This window comes from Arthrobacter oryzae, from assembly GCF_030812315.1.
Classification (GTDB): domain Bacteria; phylum Actinomycetota; class Actinomycetes; order Actinomycetales; family Micrococcaceae; genus Arthrobacter; species Arthrobacter oryzae_B.
Window position 1 is genome coordinate 620044 of sequence record NZ_JAUSSM010000002.1, and the last position, 21455, is coordinate 641498.

General features: G+C 65.3%; 16 protein-coding genes and 2 tRNA genes. 5 read left to right on the forward strand and 13 right to left on the reverse strand.

Annotated features, from left to right (window positions below; translation table 11 throughout):
• Positions 1–2 precede the first annotated feature (2 nt).
• On the reverse strand, positions 3–3377 hold the full coding sequence (gene ileS / locus J2S97_RS06385) for an isoleucine--tRNA ligase (protein WP_307047599.1): 3375 nt from the start codon (positions 3375–3377) through the stop codon (positions 3–5).
• A gap of 358 nt (positions 3378–3735) precedes the next feature.
• Between ileS and J2S97_RS06390 the strand changes: the two genes are divergently transcribed.
• On the forward strand, positions 3736–4761 hold the full coding sequence (locus tag J2S97_RS06390) for an endonuclease/exonuclease/phosphatase family protein (RefSeq protein ID WP_307047601.1): 1026 nt from the start codon (positions 3736–3738) through the stop codon (positions 4759–4761).
• 44 nt (positions 4762–4805) lie between these two features.
• Here the strand turns inward: J2S97_RS06390 and J2S97_RS06395 are convergent, their stop codons facing one another.
• Both J2S97_RS06395 and J2S97_RS06400 read right to left on the reverse strand, forming a co-directional pair.
• Positions 4806–5567: an SDR family oxidoreductase gene (locus J2S97_RS06395; protein ID WP_307047603.1), complete on the reverse strand. Its 762-nt coding sequence runs from the start codon at positions 5565–5567 to the stop codon at positions 4806–4808.
• 9 nt (positions 5568–5576) lie between these two features.
• Positions 5577–5831, reverse strand: a complete 255-nt coding sequence (locus J2S97_RS06400) for a DUF488 domain-containing protein (RefSeq protein WP_307047606.1) — start codon at positions 5829–5831, stop codon at positions 5577–5579.
• Positions 5832–5892: 61 nt separating this feature from the next.
• On the opposite strand from J2S97_RS06400, the gene valS reads away from it, so the two are divergent.
• Positions 5893–8514 (forward strand): valine--tRNA ligase, encoded by a 2622-nt coding sequence (valS, locus tag J2S97_RS06405; RefSeq protein WP_307047608.1) that lies wholly within the window; start codon positions 5893–5895, stop codon positions 8512–8514.
• 397 nt (positions 8515–8911) lie between these two features.
• On the opposite strand, the gene J2S97_RS06410 is transcribed toward valS, so the two are convergent.
• The 6 genes from J2S97_RS06410 to J2S97_RS06435 form a co-directional block, all read right to left on the reverse strand.
• Positions 8912–9526 carry a mycothiol-dependent nitroreductase Rv2466c family protein gene (locus J2S97_RS06410; protein ID WP_307047610.1) on the reverse strand — a complete coding sequence of 205 codons (615 nt, stop codon included), beginning with the start codon at positions 9524–9526 and terminating at the stop codon, positions 8912–8914.
• A gap of 68 nt (positions 9527–9594) precedes the next feature.
• Positions 9595–10884, reverse strand: coding sequence for an ATP-dependent Clp protease ATP-binding subunit ClpX (gene clpX, locus J2S97_RS06415; RefSeq protein ID WP_028268994.1), 1290 nt, complete (start codon positions 10882–10884; stop codon positions 9595–9597).
• Positions 10885–11081: 197 nt separating this feature from the next.
• Positions 11082–11741, reverse strand: a complete 660-nt coding sequence (locus J2S97_RS06420; protein WP_307047612.1) for an ATP-dependent Clp protease proteolytic subunit — start codon at positions 11739–11741, stop codon at positions 11082–11084.
• A gap of 38 nt (positions 11742–11779) precedes the next feature.
• On the reverse strand, positions 11780–12391 hold the full coding sequence (locus J2S97_RS06425) for an ATP-dependent Clp protease proteolytic subunit (protein WP_307047614.1): 612 nt from the start codon (positions 12389–12391) through the stop codon (positions 11780–11782).
• A gap of 259 nt (positions 12392–12650) precedes the next feature.
• Entirely contained in the window at positions 12651–14048 is a 1398-nt protein-coding gene (gene tig, locus J2S97_RS06430) for a trigger factor (RefSeq protein ID WP_307047616.1), read from the reverse strand.
• A 67-nt stretch (positions 14049–14115) separates the two neighbouring features.
• Positions 14116–14190: transfer RNA gene (locus J2S97_RS06435), tRNA-Pro, on the reverse strand.
• A gap of 168 nt (positions 14191–14358) precedes the next feature.
• Between J2S97_RS06435 and J2S97_RS06440 the strand changes: the two genes are divergently transcribed.
• Positions 14359–14432, forward strand: a tRNA-Gly gene (locus J2S97_RS06440).
• Positions 14433–14516: 84 nt separating this feature from the next.
• Here J2S97_RS06440 and J2S97_RS06445 read toward each other — a convergent pair.
• From J2S97_RS06445 to J2S97_RS06455, 3 genes are all read right to left on the reverse strand, one after another.
• Entirely contained in the window at positions 14517–15443 is a 927-nt protein-coding gene (locus J2S97_RS06445; RefSeq protein WP_307047618.1) for an Fpg/Nei family DNA glycosylase, read from the reverse strand.
• A complete protein-coding gene (locus tag J2S97_RS06450; protein ID WP_307047620.1) occupies positions 15443–15937 on the reverse strand; it encodes a ribose-5-phosphate isomerase in 495 nt (164 codons plus the stop codon). The genes J2S97_RS06445 and J2S97_RS06450 overlap by 1 nt, the downstream gene beginning before the upstream one ends.
• Before the next feature lie 140 nt (positions 15938–16077).
• A complete protein-coding gene (locus J2S97_RS06455; protein WP_307047622.1) occupies positions 16078–17079 on the reverse strand; it encodes a hypothetical protein in 1002 nt (333 codons plus the stop codon).
• A gap of 145 nt (positions 17080–17224) precedes the next feature.
• On the opposite strand from J2S97_RS06455, the gene pepN reads away from it, so the two are divergent.
• Together pepN and J2S97_RS06465 are read left to right on the forward strand one after the other, a co-directional pair.
• Positions 17225–19777 carry an aminopeptidase N gene (gene pepN / locus J2S97_RS06460; protein ID WP_307047624.1) on the forward strand — a complete coding sequence of 851 codons (2553 nt, stop codon included), beginning with the start codon at positions 17225–17227 and terminating at the stop codon, positions 19775–19777.
• Positions 19778–19866: 89 nt separating this feature from the next.
• Complete coding sequence (locus tag J2S97_RS06465) at positions 19867–20346, forward strand: OsmC family protein (RefSeq protein WP_307047626.1); 480 nt, start codon at positions 19867–19869, stop codon at positions 20344–20346.
• 30 nt (positions 20347–20376) lie between these two features.
• On the opposite strand, the gene J2S97_RS06470 is transcribed toward J2S97_RS06465, so the two are convergent.
• Positions 20377–21375 (reverse strand): NAD-dependent epimerase/dehydratase family protein, encoded by a 999-nt coding sequence (locus tag J2S97_RS06470; protein ID WP_307047627.1) that lies wholly within the window; start codon positions 21373–21375, stop codon positions 20377–20379.
• Positions 21376–21455: the final 80 nt, after the last annotated feature.

Consider the following 21455-nt stretch of genomic DNA (forward strand, 5'->3'; position numbering starts at 1 on the left):
GCTTAGGCCTCTACTTTTTCAACGCTGATCTGCGGTTCTGCGGAATCTGCTGCAACGGTGCCCAGGTCCACTGTCAGGGTTTCGGTCCTGATGAGTCCGGCATTGGCTTCCAGGGCGTCGATGACGTTCTGCGCGGCGGTCACGGTGGTGCGGATCCGGTCGCTCACGTTGAGGCCGGCATCCTTTCGGGCCTGCTGGATGGCACGGACCATGTCCCGGGCCAGGCCTTCGGCTTCCAGTTCGGGGGTGACCTCGGTGTTGAGGACCACGAAGCCGCCGCCGGGCAATACTGCGACAGCAGAAGATGCAGTCGCCGAGCCGCCCTCGGACCCCGCCACGACCGTTTCCAGCGTGTATTCCTGCGGTTCGAGGACGAGTCCGCCCGCCGTGACCACTCCCGCGTCGTCCACGGACCAGTCGCCGGACTTGGAGCCCTTGATGGCCTGCTGGACGTTCTTGCCGAGGCGCGGTCCTGCGGCCCGGGCGTTGACCACGAGCTTCTGCTCGATGCCGAACTCCTCCGGGGAGGCGCTCTCGGCGTCCAGCAGGCGGACGGAACGCAGGTTGAGTTCATCGGCGACGACGGCGGCAAAGCCTCCCAGCGCATCCGCGCCGGGTGCCACCACGGTGAGCTCCTGCAGCGGCAGGCGGACCCGGAGGTTCGCGGCCTTGCGGAGTGAGGAGCCGGTGGAGCAGATTTGCTGGACCCTGTCCATGGCCTCGACGAGTCCCGGGTTGGCCGGGAAGAGGTCAGCCTCCGGCCAGTCGGCCAGGTGCACGGAGCGCCCGCCGGTGAGGCCGCGCCAGATCTCCTCGGAGACCAGCGGCAGCAGCGACGCGGCCACCCGGGAGACGGTCTCCAGCGCGGTGTAGAGCGCGTCAAACGCGTCGACGCTCTCGTCAAAGAAGCGCTGGCGGCTGCGGCGGACGTACCAGTTGGTGAGCATGTCCAGGTAGCTGCGCAGTTCGTCGCAGGCACCGGAGATGTCGTAGCTGTCCAGCTGGGCGGTCATGTTGCGGACCAGGTCTCCGGTGTTGGCCATGAGGTACTGGTCCAGTGTGTCCGCGTAGCCGTCATAGCGCAGCTTCGCGTCGTAGCCCTTCGCTTGTTCACCGGCTGCGCCAGACGCCGCGTTCGTGTACAGCGTGAAGAAGCTGTACACGTTCCACAGCGGCAGGATGACCTGGCGGACGCCGTCGCGGATTCCCTGCTCGGTGACCACAAGGTTGCCGCCGCGCAGGATGGGGCTGGACATCAGGAACCAGCGCATGGCGTCGGAACCGTCGCGGTCCAGGACCTCGGAGACGTCCGGGTAATTGCGCAGGCTCTTGGACATCTTCTGCCCGTCCGAGCCGAGCACGATGCCGTGGCTGATGACGTTGCGGAACGCCGGCCGGTCGAACAGCGCCGTGGACAGGATGTGCAGCATGTAGAACCAACCGCGCGTCTGCCCGATGTACTCGACGATGAAGTCTGCCGGGTTGTGGGTGTCGAACCATTCCTCGTTCTGGAACGGGTAGTGGACCTGGCCGTACGGCATGGAACCGGAGTCGAACCAGACGTCCAGGACGTCCTCGACGCGGCGCATCACGGACTGGCCCTCTTCGGGGGTGCGGGGGTCGTCGGGGTTCGGGCGGGTCAGTTCGTCGATGAACGGCCGGTGCAGGTCAACCTGTCCGTCCTTGTTCAGCGGGAGCCGGCCGAAGTCGGCCTCGATCTCGGCGAGCGAGCCGTAGACGTCGGTGCGCGGGTATTCGGGGTCGCTGGACTGCCACACCGGGATGGGGCTGCCCCAGTAGCGGTTGCGGCTGATGGACCAGTCGCGGGCGTTGGCCAGCCACTTGCCGAACTGGCCGTCTTTGACGTTGCCGGGGATCCAGTTGATCTCCTGGTTCAGCTCGGACATGCGGTCCTTGAACTTGGTGACCTCCACGTACCAGGAGGACACCGCACGGTAGATCAGCGGGTTGCGGCAGCGCCAGCAGTGCGGGTAGCTGTGCTCGTAGCTGGCCTGCCGGACCAGGCGGCCCTGGGCGCGCAGGACCTGGGTGATGGGCTTGTTGGCCTCGAACACCTGCAGTCCGACGATGTCGTGCAGGTCGCCGTGCGAGAACAGCGGCAGGAACTTCGCGCCCTCGTCCACGGACAGGACCACGGGGATGCCCGCCTCTTCACAGACCTTCTGGTCGTCTTCACCGTAGGCGGGCGCCTGGTGGACGATACCGGTGCCATCGGTGGTGGTGACGTAGTCGGCCACGAGGAAGCACCAGGCGTTTTCCGTGCCGAACTTTTCGGCGTCGCTGAAGTCGGTCCAGAGCGGCTGGTACTGCAGGCCGGCCAGTTCGGCGCCGGTGTACGTGGCGGTGACCGCTGCCTCGGCCGCCTCAACGCCCGCGGTGCCGTCGCCGTAGCCCAGGTCCTTGGCATAGGTGCCCAACAGGTCGGCGGCGAGCAGGAAGCTCCCCGCGACGGGGGCCTCGGGGGACGCCGCCTTGATGCCGTTGGGGCCAACTGGCAGTACCGCGTAAGTGATGGACGGCCCGACGGCGAGCGCCAGGTTGGTGGGCAGCGTCCAGGGCGTTGTGGTCCAGGCGAGCGCCTGCACGCCGGCGAGCTGCCTGGACAGTTCCGACTCCCCTGCCGTGATGGGGAACGTCACGGTGACCGTCTGGTCCTGCCGGTTCTTGTAGACGTCGTCATCCATGCGCAACTCGTGGTTGGACAGCGGCGTCTCGTCCTTCCAGCAGTACGGCAGGACCCGGTAGCCGTTGTAGGTCAGGCCCTTTTCGTGCAGCTGCTTGAAGGCCCAGAGCACGGACTCCATGTACTCGACGTTGAGCGTCTTGTAGTCATTGTCGAAGTCCACCCAGCGGGCCTGGCGCGTGACGTAGCTCTTCCATTCGTCCGCGTACTTCATCACGGAGGCGCGGCAGGCGTCGTTGAACTTGTCGATGCCCATGGCTTCGATCTGGGTCTTGTCCGTCATGCCCAGCTGCTTCATGGCTTCCAGCTCGGCGGGCAGGCCGTGGGTGTCCCAGCCGAAGCGGCGCTCAACGCGGCGGCCGCGCTGCGTCTGGTAGCGGCCCACCAGGTCTTTGGCGTAGCCGGTCAGCAGGTGGCCGTAGTGCGGCAGGCCATTGGCGAAGGGAGGGCCGTCGTAGAAGACGAACTCGTTGCTGCCGGGTTCGCCGCCGGGCATGTCTGCGCTGCGCTGGTCGATGCTCGCCTGGAAGGTGCCGTCCTGGTCCCAGTACTTGAGGATCCGTTCTTCGATCTCCGGGAACTTCACGGAGGCAGACACGCCAGAGGTGTTGGAAGCGGACGTGGTGGAACCGGAGCCTGACAGTGCGGCAGAGGCCTTGGGGTAATGAGTCATCTCGACATCCTGGGTTGAGCTAGTGAGCAAGTGGATCATTCAGGATGCGAGGACGGCCCGTACGCTGTCTTCCAACAGCACCGGCACCGCGGTACCACCTCACTTACCGCCGCCGGACCCCGTGAAGGGAGAGAACCGGCGTCGGCCGCTCATTGCTGCTGTGACGGGCTTACCCGTCCGGTTCTACTGGTCCGGGTTCCTGCGCCGCAGGGCCCGGAGGTTCTTCCGGAAGCTCACCGGTGATGGCCGGGTCAAAGCTGATACTCGATTGTACCCAGAGTTGCAGTGTTCTTCAGTAAACCGGAAGCTGCGTTGCAGTTGTTCTCCGGTAACCGGGCACCTGCATAGACTCGGGCACATGACTTTCCCCGCCCCGGTTTCCACCGCCGCCCTCCCGTCACAACGGCGCAGGTCCGTCACGTGGCCGGTGCTCGCCGTGCTGGTTTCCTTGCCGGTGGCGGTCCTGTCCGTCTTCCGTGCCATTCCGGCAGAGTGGCCCACCGCCGTCGTCCAGCTGCTGTCCTTCACCCCGTGGCTGGTGATACCTGCCGGCGCCGCGTTGCTCCTGTCGATCCTGGCCCGGCGGGCCTGGCTGGCCTGGATGACGGCCGCCCTCATGGCAGTCCAACTCTTCTGGCTTTTCCCGCTGGACCACGGCCGGAGCATTCCCGACACCGCAGCGCCCCCGGTGCAACTGACGGCCATGAACCTCAATTCGGAATTCGGCCAGGCGGACGCGGCGGAAATTGTCCGGCTGGTGCGGGAAAACGGCGTCGGGCTGCTGACTGTCCAGGAACATTCGCAGGCGCTGGAAGACAAGCTGGCCGCCGAAGGCCTGTCCGCCCTGCTTCCCCACAGGATCAGCGACCCCACAAACGACGGCGCCGGCAGCGCCGTCTACTCAGCGCACCGGATGGAAGCGGTCGGCGTCGTGCCGGATACGCCGTTTCAGATACCGATCGTCCGGGTCACCGTTGAACGGTCGGGAACGACGGCGGTCCTCGAAGTGGCGAACGTCCATGCGCTGCCGCCGGTTGACGTCCGGATTGGCCAGTGGCGCAGCGACCTCGCAGCCGTGGCCCGCCTGGCCGCACGGCCTGGCAACCGGCTGCTCATCGGCGACTTCAATGCCACCTACGATCATGCCGAGTTCCGCGCACTCCTCGACGGCGGCCCCGATGGCCGGAAGATGGTGGATGTTGGAACGGCCGCCGGCATGCGCCTCGTCCCAACGTGGCCGATGGAAGGACCCCGGCTGCCCGGTATTGCCATCGACCATCTAGTGACCAGCCCGGGCATCGCCGGTTCCGGGTACGGGGTGCATCGAATCCCCGGAACCGACCACGCCGCAGTCGTGGCGACGCTGAGCGTCCCGGCGGGTTAGTGGCCCGGCAGGTTACTGGCCCGGCAGCGGGCTGGCGCCCTGACTCAGGCCTGTTTGCGGATGAGCTTGTAGTTAGCGGCCTGCGCCACTGGCCGGATCACGATCTGGTCCAGGTTCACGTGGTGCGGGGCGGTGACGGCGTAGCGGACCACGTCGGCGACGTCGTCCGCCGTGAGCGGTTTCTCGACGCCCTGGTAGACCTTGCCGGCGGCCTCCTGGTCGCCCAGCCTGTTGAGGGCGAATTCCTCGGTGTGCACGAGGCCCGGAGCAACCTCGATGACCCGCAGGTTGTGTTCCACCTCTTCGAGCCGCAAGGCGTCGTTCATGGCGTGCTGGGCGAACTTGGCTGCGTTGTAACCGCCGCCGCCCTCATAGGAGGACAATCCGGCCGTCGACGTCAGGTTCAGGACTGTTCCCTCCCCGCAGGCCCGCAGCATGGGAAGGAAGGCCCGGGTCAGTTTCATGGTGCCCAGGACGTTCACTTCGAACATCCACTTCCAGTCGTCCGTCTTGGCATCCGCGATCCTGTCCGCGCCCCGGGCGCCGCCGGCAACATTGATGAGGGTGTCAATGCCGCCTGCCTCCGTCACTTCGGCCAGGAGCCGCGCCACGTCAGCATCTTCAGTGATATCCGCAGGTATTGCAGTGGCTCCGGTTTCCTCAGCCAGTGCTGCGAGGCGGTCCGCGCGGCGGGCGACGGCAAAGACCGTCCACCCCTCAGCCGTCAGCGCGCGGACCGTGGCCTGGCCGATTCCTGTGCTTGCTCCCGTAACTACTGCTGCCTTCGTCTGCTTTTCCTCAGTCATGGCACCACCCTAGCGCCGGAGGAACTCCAACAGCACACGGGCGTGGTTGACTTCCGGATCCCTGGCGCCATACAGCAACGTGATGCGCTGATGCTTCTCCGCCAACTCCTGCAGTGCAATGTCCTTGAGCCAAAGGTCCAACCGGGCCCGTTCCTTACTGACCCCGCGCGGCCAGAGCCGGTCCACCAGGACGCGGAAACCGTCGTCGCCGGCCGGTTCCTCGTAGATGCGCTTGGTCACTAACTGGCGGGCTTCGTTGTCCATACCGGGATGCTAGTGCAGGGAGACGCGCAGGCGATGGAAGAGAACATGAAACAATTGCTCCATGGCTGAAGACAAACAGGGTACAGACACGCCCACCACTGCCCCTATCAACGTTCCGGACAAGCCCGCCCTTGAGGGGTTGGAAGCTGCCCTGACGCAGCGCTGGCTTGACGAAGGGACCTACAAGTTCAATCGGGAGACCACCAGGGAGCAGGTCTACTCGATCGACACTCCCCCGCCCACGGCGTCGGGCTCCCTGCACGTGGGGCACATGTTCTCCTACACCCAGACCGACGTCCTGGCGCGCTACCAGCGCATGACCGGCAAGAACGTCTTCTACCCGATGGGCTGGGACGACAACGGCCTGCCCACCGAGCGCCGCGTCCAGAACTATTACGGCGTTCGCTGCGATCCGGCAATCACCTACGACGCCGCCTACCGCCCGCCGGCAGAGCCCGCCAAGAACCAGCGCGACTTCGATGTCATCTCGCGCCGGAACTTCATCGAGCTGTGCGAGGAACTCGCCGTCGAGGACGAGAAGGTCTTCGAGAACCTCTTCCAGACCTTGGGCCTCTCCGTCGACTGGGACCTGACCTACCGCACCATCGACGACAAGTCCCGGGCCATCTCCCAGCGCGCCTTCCTGGCCAACCTCGCTGCCGGCGACGCCTACATGGCCGAAGCCCCCACGCTGTGGGACGTCACGTTCCGCACCGCAGTGGCCCAGGCCGAACTCGAGGACCGCGAAGTGGCCGGCGCCTACTACCGCTACCCGTTCTTCACCGAGGACGGCGAAAAGATCTACGTCGAGACCACCCGCCCGGAGCTGCTGGCCGCCTGTGCCGCCCTCGTGGCCAACCCCGACGACGAGCGGTACCAGCCCCTGTTCGGCAAGATGGTCACCTCCCCCCTGTTCGGCGTGGAGGTGGAGGTCAAGGCGCACCCCCTCGCCAAGGCGGACAAGGGCTCCGGCATCGCCATGGTCTGCACCTTCGGCGACCTGACCGACGTCACCTGGTGGCGCGAACTCCAGCTGCCCACCCGCGCAATCGTGGGCCGCGACGGCCGCATCATCGGGGAAACCCCGGACTGGATCACCACTGAGGGAGGCCGCGCTGCCTTCGGGTCAATCGCCGGCAAAACTGTCTTTAGCGCCAAGGAAGCAGTGGTGGATCAGCTCTCCGCCGCCGAACTCCTCGACGGCGAGCCGAAGAAGATCATGCACCCGGTCAACTTCTTCGAGAAGGGCGACAAGCCCCTTGAGGTCGTGACGTCGCGCCAGTGGTACATCCGCAACGGCGGCCGAGACGAGGACCGCCGCGAACGCCTGATCGGCCGGGGCAACGAGATTGAATTCCACCCGGCATTCATGCGCTCACGCTACGAGAACTGGATCTCCGGACTGAACGGCGACTGGCTCGTATCCCGCCAGCGCTTCTTCGGCGTGCCTGTACCGGTCTGGTACCCACTCGACGCAGACGGCAACCCCGACTACGACGCGCCGATCCTGCCCTCGGACCAGCAGCTCCCGGTAGACCCGGCAGCCGATGCGGCCCCCGGCTACGAAGAAGCCCAGCGCGATGCGCCAGGCGGCTTCACCGGTGACGCCGATGTGCTGGACACCTGGGCGACGTCCTCGCTGACGCCGCAGATCGTGGGCGGATGGAGCACGGACGAGGCGCTCTTTGCCAAGGTCTACCCGTTTGATGTGCGCCCGCAGGCCCACGACATCATCCGGACCTGGCTGTTCTCCACCGCTGTGCGTGCCGACGCGCTCCAGGACACGGCGCCGTGGAAGCACGCGGCCATCTCCGGCTGGATCCTTGATCCGGACCGCAAGAAGATGTCCAAGTCCAAGGGCAACGTGATCGTCCCGACCGACGTCCTCAACGAATACGGTTCGGACGCGGTCCGCTACTGGGCTGCATCGGCCAAGCTCGGCGCGGATACCGCCTACGAGATCGCCCAGATGAAGATCGGCCGCCGCCTGGCGATCAAGCTCCTCAACGCCTCGAAGTTCGTCCTGAACCTCGGTGCCACGGAAAACTCGGTGGTATCCACGGACCTGTCCGTACTGACCAACCCCTTGGACCGCGCGGTGTTGGCGCAGCTCTCGGACGTCGTGGCACAGGCCACCAAGGCCTTCGAAAACTACGACTACTCCCGTGCCCTGCAGATCAGTGAAAGCTTCTTCTGGCAGTTCACCGACGACTATGTGGAGCTCATCAAGGACCGCGCCTACGGTGCTGCCGGCGAGGCTGAGCAGGCGTCCGTCCTGGCGGCCCTCGCCACCAGCCTGGATACCCTGCTGAGGCTGTTTGCGCCGTTCCTGCCCTTCGCCACCGAAGAGGTCTGGGGCTGGTGGCGCAGCGGCTCGGTACACCGCGCCGAATGGCCCAAGCCCCTGGAGGTGTCCGACGGCGACACCACCATGCTCGCGACTGTCGGGGTCGCGCTGAGCGGCATCCGCAAGTCCAAGTCCGAGGCAAAGGTCAAGCAGCGCACTGAGGTCATGTCCGCCACGATCACGGCCACGGAGTCACTCACGACGCAGCTGAAGGCCGGCCTTGCGGACCTGAAGGCAGCCTCCAACGCACGTGAATTGACCTTGGTCGCCGGCGAAGGCGAACTCACCGTCAGCGATGTTGTGCTGGCCCAGCCGGAGGAAGCACCGGGCGCCTAACGCCTGCCGGGCCGCATGCCTGCCTGGCAGGCCGAAGGCAAAACAGAAGCCCCATCAGCGTCCTGCTGGCGGGGCTTCTGATTTTGGGCAAAGGGGAAGCCCCATCAGCGTGTTGCCGTTGGTGGGGCTTCGACTTTTCGATTGTCTCGTGACGTCTATGACAACCTGGCGGAATCCTCGGAATTTCAGGTCTTCCTACCTCGTCACTGGTAGCCAGCTTCTGACTTTGCCGAAGGCTGCGTCAGATGCGTGTCACTGAATCTTTGGTTTCCGTGTCCCTCTTCTTTCGAAGTGGGTAAGAACTATTGTTGTCCCACCCAAGGCGATCCGCAATAGCCCCGGAAGAACTACATGGAAGTAATTCTCGCGGGCCTCCAAGGCCGTCCCGAGGAGGACGTCAGTTGAATTCAGGCCGCTCGGTGCGGCTGCGCTTGATCTCGAAGAAGTGCGGGTACGCAGCCAGGGTCACCGCGGCGTCCCACAGGCGGCCGGCTTCCTCGCCCCGGGGAATGCGCGTCAGGACCGGACCAAAGAACGCCGTGCCGTTGAACGCCACTACCGGCGTTCCCACGTCCTGCCCCACGAGGGAGATGCCCTCGTCGTGGCTGGCGCGGAGCTGCTCGTCAAAGGTGTCCGAGGACGCCTCGGCTGCGAGCTCGGCCGGAAGGCCGCACTCCGCCAGGGCCTTGCTGATGACGACGCCGAAGTCCTTCTCGCCGCCGTCATGGATCAGGCTGCCCATGGCGTCATACAGGGGCTTGATGACCTGGTCGCCGTGCTGCTCCCGGGCGGCGATGATGACGCGGACGGGGCCCCAGGCCTTGTCCATCGCTTCGCGGTAGCCCGGGTCCAGCTCGCGGCCCTCATTCAGGACGGCAAGGCTCATGACGTGCCATTCGGTGTCGATGTCGCGGACTTCCTCCACTTCGCCCAGCCAGCGGGAAGTGATCCAGGCGAAGGGGCACAGGGGGTCGAACCAGAAGTCGGCTTTGCTCGCGGTGGTTTCAGGCACGGAAATCTCCTCGTAAAAGTCAGCAGGGTGTGGCGCGCACTAGGCACTCATCTACCAAGAGCAGAGAACTAAGCGGATTTATTCCGGCGCTTCGCCACTACATCGTGGGCGATCATGGTGGGCTGGGCCTTCTTAGCCACCACGTCGGCGGTGATGACAACGCTGGCGATGTCATCACGGCTGGGAAGATCAAACATCACCGGAAGAAGCACTTCCTCCATGATGGCGCGGAGTCCGCGGGCGCCGGTGCCGCGCTCGAGTGCCTGGTCAGCGATCATGTCCAAAGCCGCGTCGTCGAACAGCAGCTCGACGCCATCCAGCTGGAACATCTTCTGGTACTGCTTCACCAGGGCGTTCTTAGGTGTGGACAAAATCTGTATCAAGGCGGGCCGGTCCAGGTTGGAGACCGTGGTGATGACGGGAAGCCTGCCGATGAATTCCGGGATCAGCCCGAACTTCAGCAGGTCCTCCGGCATGACCTCGCCGTAGGAGTCGGAGTTGTTCTTGACCTCGTTGAGCGGGGCGCCGAAGCCGATGCCCTTTCGGCCTGACCGGGAACCGATGATGTCCTCGAGGCCGGCGAACGCACCCGCAACGATGAACAGCACGTTGGTGGTGTCGATCTGGATGAACTCCTGGTGCGGGTGCTTCCGGCCGCCCTGCGGGGGAACCGACGCCACAGTGCCTTCCAGGATCTTCAGCAGCGCCTGCTGCACGCCTTCACCGGAGACATCCCGGGTGATGGAAGGGTTCTCGCTCTTCCGGGAGATTTTGTCGATCTCGTCAATGTAGATGATGCCCTGTTCGGCCTTCTTGACGTCGTAGTCAGCGGCCTGGATGAGCTTCAGGAGGATGTTTTCGACGTCCTCGCCAACGTACCCGGCCTCCGTCAATGCCGTGGCGTCCGCGACGGCGAACGGGACGTTGAGGCGCCGGGCCAGGGTCTGCGCGAGGTAGGTCTTGCCACAACCGGTGGGGCCGATCAGGAGGATGTTCGACTTGGCGATCTCGACGTCGTCGTGATGGACGCCTTCGGCGAGGCTGCCGCTCTTGGGGGCATGGCCGGCCTGGATCCGCTTGTAATGGTTGTACACCGCGACGGCGAGGGAGCGCTTGGCCGGCTCCTGGCCGATCACGTACTCCTGCAGGAAGTCGAAGATCTCGCGCGGCTTGGGCAGTTCGAAGCTGCCGAGATCCGCTACTTCCGCGAGCTCCTCTTCAATGATCTCGTTGCAGAGTTCAATGCACTCGTCGCAGATGTAGACGCCGGGCCCGGCAATGAGCTTTCGCACCTGCTTCTGGCTCTTTCCGCAGAAAGAGCACTTCAGCAGATCCGTGCTCTCGCCAATCCGAGCCATATGTGAACCCCTTAGTATCTTGCCGCTATCGCAGCACTGCACCGGTTGCTGGAATCACGGTGGGTCCGGAAGGTCCGGCCGTGACATGTTCCACTCTAGGTCACATTCGGCCTGAGGGGTGGAACCTTACGCGTTGAAAACGAAAGCCGGTGCGGTCCATTTTGTATGAACCGCACCGGCTCCGCGTGTAGTGCCAGTTACCTGGCGATCGCCTGCGGTTTGATCTTGCGGGAATCGAGGACCTGGTCGATGAGGCCGTAGGACATCGCCTCGGCGGCGGTCAGGATCTTGTCGCGCTCGATGTCGTTGTTGACCTGCTCGGAGGTCCGGCCGGAGTGCTTGGCCAGCGTGTCTTCGAGCCAGGACCGCATGCGCATGACTTCCGCTGCCTGGATCTCAAGGTCCGAGGCCTGGCCGCCCTGGCCGCCGGACAACGCCGGCTGGTGGATCAGCACGCGTGCGTTGGGCAGTGCCAGCCGCTTGCCCGGCGTGCCGGCTGCGAGCAGGACGGCCGCGGCGCTTGCCGCCTGGCCCAGGCACACAGTCTGGATCTCGGGACGGATGTACTGCATGGTGTCGTAGATGGCCGTCATGGCGGTGAAGGAACCGCCCGGCGAGTTGATGTACAGGGTGATGTCGCGGTCCGGGTCTGTGGACTCGAGCACCAGCAGCTGTGCCATGACGTCGTCAGCGGAGGCGTCGTCCACCTGGACACCGAGGAAGATGATCCGGTCCTCGAAGAGCTTGGTGTACGGGTCCTGGCGCTTGAAGCCGTAAGGGGTACGCTCCTCGAACTGCGGCAGCACATAACGGCTGGTGGGCAAGTTCCCGGCAGACGATCCGAAATCGTAGTTCATGTTCATTTCTCCTGGAATCATTTCTGTCTTCGTGCCGGTTAGTTTTCCGAGCCGCTGGCGTTTTGTGTTCCGCCGCCGCCGGCCACAGATCCCGCGTGCGCGGCGATCTTGTCGAAGAAGCCGTAGTCGAGGGCTTCAGGAGCCGTAAACCACTTGTCGCGGTCGTTGTCCTTGAGGATGGTATCGACCGTCTGCCCGGTCTGGTCGGCGGTGAGTTCCGCCATGACCTTCTTCATGTGCAGGATGAGCTCGGCCTGGATCTTGATGTCCGAGGCCGTGCCGCCGATGCCGCCGGACGGCTGGTGCATCAGGATACGGGCGTTCGGGGTGGCGTAGCGCTTGCCCTTGGTGCCCGAGGACAGCAGGAACTGGCCCATGGACGCCGCGAGCCCGGTGGCGACCGTTACGACGTCGTTGGGGATGAACTGCATGGTGTCGTAGATTGCCATGCCGGCGGTAACGGAGCCGCCCGGAGAGTTGATGTAAAGGTAGATGTCCTTATCGGGGTTCTCCGCTGAGAGCAGCAGCAACTGCGAGCAGATCGCGTTGGCATTCTCATCGCGGACCTCGGAGCCGAGCCAGATGATGCGCTCTTTCAGCAGGCGGTTGTAGATGTAGTTGTCCTGGGCTGCCGGATCGACAGTTGCCATCCGGGGGGCCCCTGCTTGCTGTGACATATGTACTTACCTCTCGCTGGCGACGGTGACGTCACGGAACGACATCACTGAAAATCACTACTTGGACACTAACCCGTTTCACGGCCGTTTTGTTCTCACGCATCGCGCTGTTCGCTGACGGCGCACGATTGCCGCAGTGGCGCCGGGTCGCAGCGATTCCGCCTTAAACGGAGAAGCCCCCGGATCGGGGATCCGGGGGCTTCCGTGCAGTGCCTATCAGAGCAAATTCGTGTTAGAACTTCACTGCTGCGGGGTCGTCGCTCGGGGCGGTTTCCTCGGCGGCAGCTTCGCTGTCAGCTGCCGTAGCGTCCTCGGCCTCGGCCGCAGGGACTTCTTCGCCGCCGGGGCGGACGAAGTCGCTCAGGTCAACCTTGTTGCCTTCGGAGTCGGTAACCTCGGCCTGGCCCAGCACTACGGCCAGGGCCTTGCGGCGGCGGACCTCGGAAACCATCATCGGAACCTGGCCCGACTGATCGATGATCTGGGCGAACTGGTTCGGGTCCATGCCGTACTGGCCGGCAGTGGTCACGATGTAGTCGATCAGCTCGTTCTGGCTGACACCGACCTCTTCCTTGTCGGCGATGGCGTCAAGGATGATCTCGTTCTGGAAGGCACGCTCGGTGTTGGCCTTGACCTCGGCGCGGTGCTCCTCGGTGTCGTGCTCGCCTTCACCGTGGGAGTTCTCGGCCTTGAAGTGCTGCTCCAGCTGCTCTTCAACGACGGAAGCAGGGACGGGGACCTCAACGAGCTCAACGAGCTTGTCCAGGACCTTGTCACGTGCCTCAACACCCTGCTCGACAACCTTGGATTCGGCAGCCTGCTTGGCGAGGTCCGCACGCAGTTCGGACAGCGTGTCGAACTCGGATGCCAGCTGGGCGAAGTCGTCGTCGGCCTCAGGAAGCTCGCGCTCCTTGACGGACTTGACCACTACCTTGACCTGCGCGGCTTCACCGGCGTGGTCGCCGCCCACGAGGGTGGTCTCGAAGATGGCGTCCTCGTCGGCGCTGAGGCCGGTGACGGCCTCATCGAGGCCTTCGAGCATGGTGCCGGCGCCGACCTGGTAGGACAGGCCGGAGGCGGAGTCAACTTCGGCGCCGTCGATCGAGGCGGTGATGTCGATGGTCAGGAAATCGCTGTCGGCGGCCGGGCGGTCCACGGACTTCAGCGTGCCGAAGCGGCCACGGAGTTCGTCGAGTGCCTTGTCAACGTCTGCCTCGGAAGACTCGGCAGCGGCAACCTCGACCTTGATGCCGGCGTAGTCCGGCAGTTCGATCTCGGGACGGATGTCGACTTCAGCGTGGAACTTGAGTTCGCCGTCGGTCGCGGTGGGGTCCGGAACCTCGGTGATTTCAACCTCGGGGCGGCTCAGCGGGCGGATTCCAGTTTCCTGGACAGCTTCCTGGTACCAGCCGTTGAGGCCTTCGTTGATGGCCGTCTCCAGCACGTAGCCGCGGCCAACGCGCTGGTCGATCAGCTTTGCGGGGACCTTGCCCTTGCGGAAGCCAGGGACCTGGATCTGCGAAGCAACAGTCTTGTATGCCTCTTCGATGCTGGGCTTCAATTCCTCAAAGGGGACCTCAACATTGAGCTTGACCCGCGTGGGGGTGAGGTTCTCGACAGCGCTCTTCACAGTCTAAGTACTCCTGGTTTTTGTGGGATGGGGTTCTGCAAACGCAACGATCTGACAAGCTGCAGAGTCGGGGTGACAGGATTTGAACCTGCGACTTCCTGCTCCCAAAGCAGGCGCTCTAGCCAAGCTGAGCTACACCCCGTAAGTGCACAGAACAGTCTACGGTGATAACGGCCGGATATGCACATTTGACACTGGGGCCCTGAATTAGGTTTAGTTATATCCGGCTCGAGCAGCCGACCGGAAGAAATGCATCACCGGCTCTTGCGATCACTGGCAGGTGATCAGCAGCAGCCAGGATCATGATCCCGGGGACGTAGCTTAATGGTAAAGCCTCAGTCTTCCAAACTGATTACGCGGGTTCGATTCCCGTCGTCCCCTCCAGGACACAAGCAGGACAACAAGAAAAGCCCCTCTTCGGAGGGGCTTTTCTTGTTGTCCCAGCAACTGTGTCCGGGAAATCTTGCGTCAGGTCCGCCGCTGGCACACGGGGCACCAATAGAGCTTGCGCGCACCAAGGTCCGTGAGCGCCACCGCGGTTCCGCAGTCGCGGCAGTCGAGGCCGTGCCGCCGGTAAACGAAATGCGACTCGTCCGGTGCCGGCAGCCCGGCGGCGGCGTCGGTCCAGTAGCTCTGCGGCGTGGTGATGATCCTGCCGTCGCGGACGCCGTCCGACATCATGGCGACCGTGTCCTCCCACAGTTCCCCTGCCGCCGCCGCGTCCAGCGAGCGGCCGGGCAGCCAGGGATCGAGTCCCTGGCGGAACAGCAGTTCCGCGCGGTAGACGTTCCCGACGCCGGCAATGACCTTCTGGTCCATCAGCAGCGCAGCGAGCGGCGTCCTCCGTGCCCGCACGCCGGCGACGAAGCCTTCCTTGTTCCCGGCAAGGTTGCGCAGCGGGTCCGGACCCAGCCGGGCCAGGACGGCGTCGGCCTCGGCCTCCGTGATGGCATGGCACGTGGTGGCGCCCCTGAGGTCGGCCCAGCCGTGGGCACCGGCAAGCCGGACTCGGACGGCACCGACGGGCGCCGGCGGCCCTGCGTACGCGGAAGCACCGTCGGAGGCGAAAGCAGCGGTGGCTGCCGCGCCGTCGTCGAACACTTCCCGTTCCCCCACCTTCCGGGGCGCGCCGATGCTGGACGCGCCCTGGAACGTGGCGTCGCCGCCGAAGTCCCAGGCGCCGTAGAGGCCCAGGTGCACATGCAGGACGAGCCCATGGTCGAAATGCAGGAACAGGTGCTTGCCGTGGGCCACAATGCCCTCCATGGTGCGGCCGTCCAGCAGCGCCGCGCCGTCAGTGAACCGGCCCTGCGGACTGGAAACGGCGAGGCGCTGGCCGGAAAATACGTCCGAAAACTGCCGTGCCAGCCGGTGGACCGAATGCCCCTCCGGCACTAGGCGATAACCTCGCCGGTGTTCTCGTAGGCAGCGATCTTGCCGATGCGGCGGACGTGGCGTTCATCGTTGCTAAACGGTTCCTGCAGGAATGCCTCGATGATTTCCGTTGCTTCGCCCACGCTGTGCTGGCGCCCGCCGACTGCAACGACGTTGGCGTCGTTGTGCTCGCGGGCCAGTGTTGCGGTGGACAGGTTCCAGGCCAGCGCAGCCCGGACGCCCTTGACCTTGTTGGCGGCAATCTGCTCGCCGTTGCCCGAGCCGCCGAGAACGATACCGAGGGCGTGTACGCCGGCAGCCTGGTCCGCCACGACGGCGAGCGCTGCGTTGATGCAGAAGGACGGGTAGTCGTCCAGGGCGTCGTAGACCTTGGGTCCGTGGTCCACCACGTCGTAGCCCTTGGCCGTGAGGTGGGCCACCAGGTGGGCGCTGAGTTCCATACCGGCGTGGTCGGTGGCGATGTGGACGCGCGGAAAGTCGGAAGATGTGGTCACGGCAGTGTCCGTTCAGTCATAAGCACCGGTAGGCTTCCGGGCTGCTTCGGGGGTCGGGTCCAAGCGTACTAGGACGCGGGCGTCAGGTGCCTGCAGTGAACACTCTGCGGACGTCAGGGCCGCAAAGTCAGGACTGGACATCAGGGCTGGGGCGGGCGCTTCTCCCCGCGGGCCCGTGCGGCCACCCGGGACAGGACAGCTGCCACCCTTTCGGCGGAGTCGGTGCTGCCGCCGCTGACGGCCACCATTTTGCCGTCCGCACGGTTGACGACGACGGCGGGGCCGCTGCTGACCAGCATGGCCGTGGTTCCGCCGTGGTGCCGGTAGCCCCATCCGCCGTAGTCTGCGGCCCGGACGTCCGCGGGTGCGGCCGAGGAGATGGCCGATGCCGGAACCTCCATCACGCGGACGAATCCTGCGACGAAAACCCGCAGGCCGCTCCGGTCGACGCTGATCCGGGCCACGAGGAAGGCAGCTGCCAGCACGGCCAGGACGACCAACAGGGCACCCAGCCACGGGACGGCGATGGAGATCAGGGCTGCCGGGAAAAGCGAGGCGACGCCCAGCATCACGAACACCGAACTGCGCGCATGTACCCACAGCCGCACGGAATCGGTCGCCAGCTCGGGGTCGAGTTCGCGTTCCAGCGCCGCCTGCAGGGCGCGGTCATCGTCCACGGACCACTGTTCGTCGGCTTTGAAGACAAAGCCCACGATGACGCCGAGCGCCAGGGCCGCCCCGCTCCCGAGGGCGATCACCGTCATGTCGACCTGCGCCTCGCGGACGTCGGCGATGCCCGCCTGGCCCACCAGCACGGCAGCCAGGGCCGCAGTGACAAACAGGCTGATGCTGAGGCCGGCGCCCATCATGATGCGCCGCATTACAGCGGGACGGCTCAAAGGAACGGCCTGTCCCAGGGCCAGCCAGCCCACCGCAGCGATGATCAGGCCGCCGAACGCCGCGAAGGAAGAGAAAGGCGCAAACCCGGCCGGGCCGGCGTCGGACCAGCGCACCGCCATGGGGTCCGGTACGTCCTGCCGGAGCAAGAGTGCGCAAACGACGAAAGCGGCGGCCAGCAGCACGGGGAAACCCAAGGCGAACCGTAGTGCCTTGGCGTCCACCGAATCCCTGATCTTTCCCATACCCCAACGCTACTCCGCGCCGACGCCATGTGATCCGCCTAACTTGCCAACGGGCAATGAAGTGAAAGAATAATTTCACAGTGTCGGCGATGACTGTTGCCGGCCGGTAACCGCAACCCTTTCTGGAGGCCCCACCTTGCCAGGTATGAACCTGACGCGCGCCGAAGCCCGTGAGCGCGCCGATCTCATCTCCGTTGAGTCCTACGACGTCAGCCTGGACCTGACTCGGGGTGACAAGGTCTTCGGATCCACCACCGCGGTACAGTTCAGCGCACGCCCCGGCTCCTCCACCTTTATCGATGCGGTGACCCACAAGGTTCACAGCGTTATGCTCAACGGCATTGAGCTGGATCCCGCGGAGGTGTCCGACGGCATCCGCATCCAGCTTCCGGACCTCGCCGCGGAGAACACCCTGCTGGTGGTGGCCGAGGCGCCGTACATGAACACCGGCGAGGGACTGCACCGGTTCGTGGACCCGGTGGACAACGAGGTCTACCTGTACACGCAGTTCGAGGTTCCCGACTCGCGCCGGATGTTCGCCGTGTTCGAGCAGCCTGACCTCAAGGCGAGCTTCACGTTCACCGTGACGGCACCGTCGCACTGGGACGTGGTGTCCAACTCCCCCACCCCCGTGCCCATCGAAACCATTCCAGGCGAGGACGGCCGGGCCCGTTCAGTCTGGGAGTTTCCCCCCACTCCCCGTCTTTCCTCGTACGTCACAGCACTGGTCGCCGGTCCGTACCAGTCGGTGCGCAGCGAGGTGAAGTGCGCCGACGGTCGAGTCGTACCGCTGGGCGTGTTCGCGCGAAAGTCGCTTATGCAGTACCTCGATGCGGACAACATCTTCGAACTCACCCGCCAGGGGTTCGAGTTCTTCGAGGCGCAGTTCGGGTGCCCGTACCCGTTCGAGAAGTATGACCAGCTGTTTGTCCCGGAGTTCAACGCCGGGGCGATGGAAAACGCGGGCGCCGTCACCATTCTGGAAGGCTATGTGTTCCGCGGCAAGGTCACGGGCGCGCAGATCGAACGCCGCGCCATCACCGTGCTTCACGAACTCGCCCACATGTGGTTCGGCGACCTCGTGACGATGCGTTGGTGGAACGACCTGTGGCTCAACGAATCGTTCGCCGAGTACATGTCCCATCTGGCTGCGGTGGAAAATACTGAGTTTGACCACGCCTGGACCACGTTTGCCTCCGTGGAGAAGTCGTGGGCCTACCGCCAGGACCAGCTGCCCACCACGCACCCGATCTTCGCCGAGATCAATGACCTGCAGGACGTCGAGGTGAACTTCGACGGCATCACCTACGCCAAGGGCGCCTCGGTGCTGCGCCAGCTGGTGGCCTGGGTCGGGCCGGAGCAGTTCATGTCCGGGGTCCGCGAGTACTTCAGCAAGCACGCCTGGCAGAACACCGAGCTCAGCGACCTCATGGTGGAGCTGGAAAAGGCAAGTGGCCGCGACCTGGACCAGTGGGGCCGGCTCTGGCTGGAAACAGCCGGGGTCAACACGCTGACGCCGGACGTAGCCGTGGATTCCACCGGCGCGATCACCTCCTTCACCATCGTGCAGTCGGCAGTGGCCGAGCAGCCCACCATCCGGCCGCACCGCCTCGCCGTCGGCTTCTACAACGTCACGGACGGGCAGCTTGTCCGCGTGCACCGCGAGGAACTGGACGTCGACGGCGAACGCACCGAGGTGCCCGGCCTCGCCGGCCTGCAGCAGCCGGACCTGGTCCTGCTCAACGATGACGACCTCGCCTACGCCAAGGTCCGCCTTGACCCGAAGTCCCTGGCCACGGCCACGGCCCACCTGAAGGACTTCCGGGAGAGCCTGCCGCGCACGCTTGTCTGGGGCTCCGCCTGGGACGCCGCCCGCGACGGGGAATCACCCGCCCGCGGCTACGTCGAACTCATCCTGGCCAACATCGCCTCCGAGTCCGATTCCTCCGTGATCCTGGTCCAGCTCCGCCAGCTGGCCACCACTCTCACCTACTACGTTGCCGAGGAGCACCGGGAAAAGACGTCCGTGGCCGCAGCGGACACGCTCTGGGACCTGGCCGGCGCAGTTCCGGCGGGCTCCGATGCCCAGCTCCAGTTCGTGAAGTCCTACGCCCTGCTGGCCCGCAGTGACAGCCAACTGGACACGGTGGCGGCGCTTCTGGACGGCTCGGCCAAACTGGACGGGCTCACCGTCGACCAGGACCTCCGCTGGGAGCTGCTCACCGCGCTGGTGGCCGGCGGGCGGTACGGCCAGGACCTGATCGATGCCGAACTTGAGCGGGACAACACGGCCAACGGCCAGAACGCGGCAGCGCTGGCTTCGGCGGCCATTCCCACGGCCGAGGCGAAGGCTGCGGCCTGGGAGTCCATCGTGGTCAAGGGCGAGTTCTCCAACGCCCTGCAGGCCTCCGCGGTGGCGGGCTTCACACGCGTGCTGGATCCGGCGCTGCTGGCGCCGTACACGGAGAAGTACTTCGACGCCGTTCCCGGCATCGTTGCCAACCGCACCCACGCGCTCGCCCAGCAGATCGTCGTCGGACTCTACCCGTCACAGCAGACCACCCAGGCCACCGTGGACCGGACGGACGAGTTCCTGGCCGCCCTGCCCGAAGAGAGCGCCGCCCTGCGGCGCATGATGCTGGAAAACCGCGACGGCGTGGCCCGCGCGCTGCGTGCCCGCCAGGCCGACGTCGGGTAGCCGCGGCATTTGCCCAAAGGGACCGGAACCCCGGAGCTGCCCTGCTGCAGCTCCGGGGTTCCGGCGTTTGCCGTTACTAGAATTGCGGCATGACGCTTGATGAGCACCGCTACGCCGTGACGGTCCGATGGACCGGGAACCGTGGAGACGGAACGTCGACGTACCGGGGGTACTCCCGTGACCACGACGTCGAGATCCCCGGACTCCCGATCCTCAAGGGCTCTGCGGATCCCACGTTCCACGGGGACAGGACACGGTACAACCCCGAACAGCTGCTGCTGACGGCGCTGTCGCAGTGCCACATGCTCTCCTTCCTCCACGTGGCAGTGAAACATGGCGTGGTGGTGACGGCCTACGAGGACCGCGCTGAGGGCCTGATGCGGACCAACCGCGATGGCAGCGGCCAGTTTGAGTCCGTCACGCTCCGGCCGGAGGTGAGCGTTGCAGCCGATGTGGACGCCGGGCTCATGGAACAGCTGCATGAGGAGGCAAACAAGGTCTGCTTCATTGCCCGCAGCGTCAACTTTCCCGTGCTGCACGCACCCACCACGGTTGGCCCGGGGGCGTAACCGCTGTTGGCTGGCAGTACTGCCGCGCCCTCAGGACGCACCCAACGACTGGAATTCGGCCAGGAGCCGCTCCTCGGTTTCGGCGCTGAGCCCGGCCTTCCGCTCCCTGTCCAGGCCGCGGCGGCGTTCGTCGTCGAGCGTGTCCCGCAGGGTCTCCTGCCATGGCCGCAAGGTGAGGCCGGCTGCGACGGCGGCATCGTTGGAGCGTGTCGTAAAACCGTCATGTCCCGGCGGGAGCCAGAGGGGCAGGGAGTCTTTGCCCGCCCAATAGGCAATCCCCCGGGCAACCAGCCAGTCTTCCGGCACCGTGAGCGTCCGGCCGCCAAAGCCGGCGATGCGCTTGGATTCGTCCAGGTAGTCCTCAAACGGTACGACGCTTCCGACCGCGTTCAGGGCGCCGCCAATCTTCAGGCCTGCCGCCTTCAGGATCCAGGCCGCGAGGTCGCGTACGTCAATGATCTGGGTGGCACTCCCGCCGATGTCCGGAACAACGACAGGACCCGCGTCGCGGGAGAACCGGGCCGGCCAATAGCCGTACCGGTCGGTTCCGTCGCCGGGCCCGCCGATCAGCCCGGCCCGGCAGAGATGGGCCTTCGCGCCGGCCATGGTTGTGGCGTACTGTTCGATGGCCGACTTTGCCTCGCCGTAGTTCTCCGGTGCATAGGCCGTATCTGGTGCAAGCGGGGGCAGCAATGCTGCACTCTCATCCGCGCCGGGCACCGAGGGGTCGGCGTACACCGAGCAGCTGGACACGGCAGTCCAGTGCTCCGCAGCCGGGGCCAGGCATTCCAGCGCATCCCTGGCCTGGTCCGGGTCGCGGGCCACATCAATGACGGCGTCCCAGTCCCCGGCCGCCTTTTCATACGCCTGCTTCCCCTGGGTTCGGTCGGCCCGCAGCCAGGCCGTTCCTTCCGGCGGAGCGGCCGCCGACCCGCGGGCCAGACAGGTCACATCGTGGCCGGCGGCAACCGCCTGCCGGGCAATTTCGGTGGACAGGAAGGCGGTACCGCCAAGGATCAGGATGCGCATGTGGCCACGCTACGGCGCTAGTGTTGAAGGTGAACAGAGTGTTATGCGCCCGGCGAACGCCGGGCCACCTCCGGCAGACG

Bases quoted from the DNA above. Each gene is read 5' to 3' on its own strand.
- ileS (WP_307047599.1), bottom strand. From the start codon at position 3,377: ATGACTCATTACCCCAAGGCCTCTGCCGCACTGTCAGGCTCCGGTTCC.
- J2S97_RS06390 (WP_307047601.1), top strand. From the start codon at position 3,736: ATGACTTTCCCCGCCCCGGTTTCCACCGCCGCCCTCCCGTCACAACGG.
- J2S97_RS06395 (WP_307047603.1), bottom strand. From the start codon at position 5,567: ATGACTGAGGAAAAGCAGACGAAGGCAGCAGTAGTTACGGGAGCAAGC.
- J2S97_RS06400 (WP_307047606.1), bottom strand. From the start codon at position 5,831: ATGGACAACGAAGCCCGCCAGTTAGTGACCAAGCGCATCTACGAGGAA.
- valS (WP_307047608.1), top strand. From the start codon at position 5,893: ATGGCTGAAGACAAACAGGGTACAGACACGCCCACCACTGCCCCTATC.
- clpX (WP_028268994.1), bottom strand. From the start codon at position 10,884: ATGGCTCGGATTGGCGAGAGCACGGATCTGCTGAAGTGCTCTTTCTGC.
- J2S97_RS06420 (WP_307047612.1), bottom strand. From the start codon at position 11,741: ATGAACTACGATTTCGGATCGTCTGCCGGGAACTTGCCCACCAGCCGT.
- J2S97_RS06425 (WP_307047614.1), bottom strand. From the start codon at position 12,391: ATGGCAACTGTCGATCCGGCAGCCCAGGACAACTACATCTACAACCGC.
- J2S97_RS06455 (WP_307047622.1), bottom strand. From the start codon at position 17,079: ATGGGAAAGATCAGGGATTCGGTGGACGCCAAGGCACTACGGTTCGCC.
- pepN (WP_307047624.1), top strand. From the start codon at position 17,225: ATGAACCTGACGCGCGCCGAAGCCCGTGAGCGCGCCGATCTCATCTCC.
- J2S97_RS06465 (WP_307047626.1), top strand. From the start codon at position 19,867: ATGACGCTTGATGAGCACCGCTACGCCGTGACGGTCCGATGGACCGGG.
- J2S97_RS06470 (WP_307047627.1), bottom strand. From the start codon at position 21,375: ATGCGCATCCTGATCCTTGGCGGTACCGCCTTCCTGTCCACCGAAATT.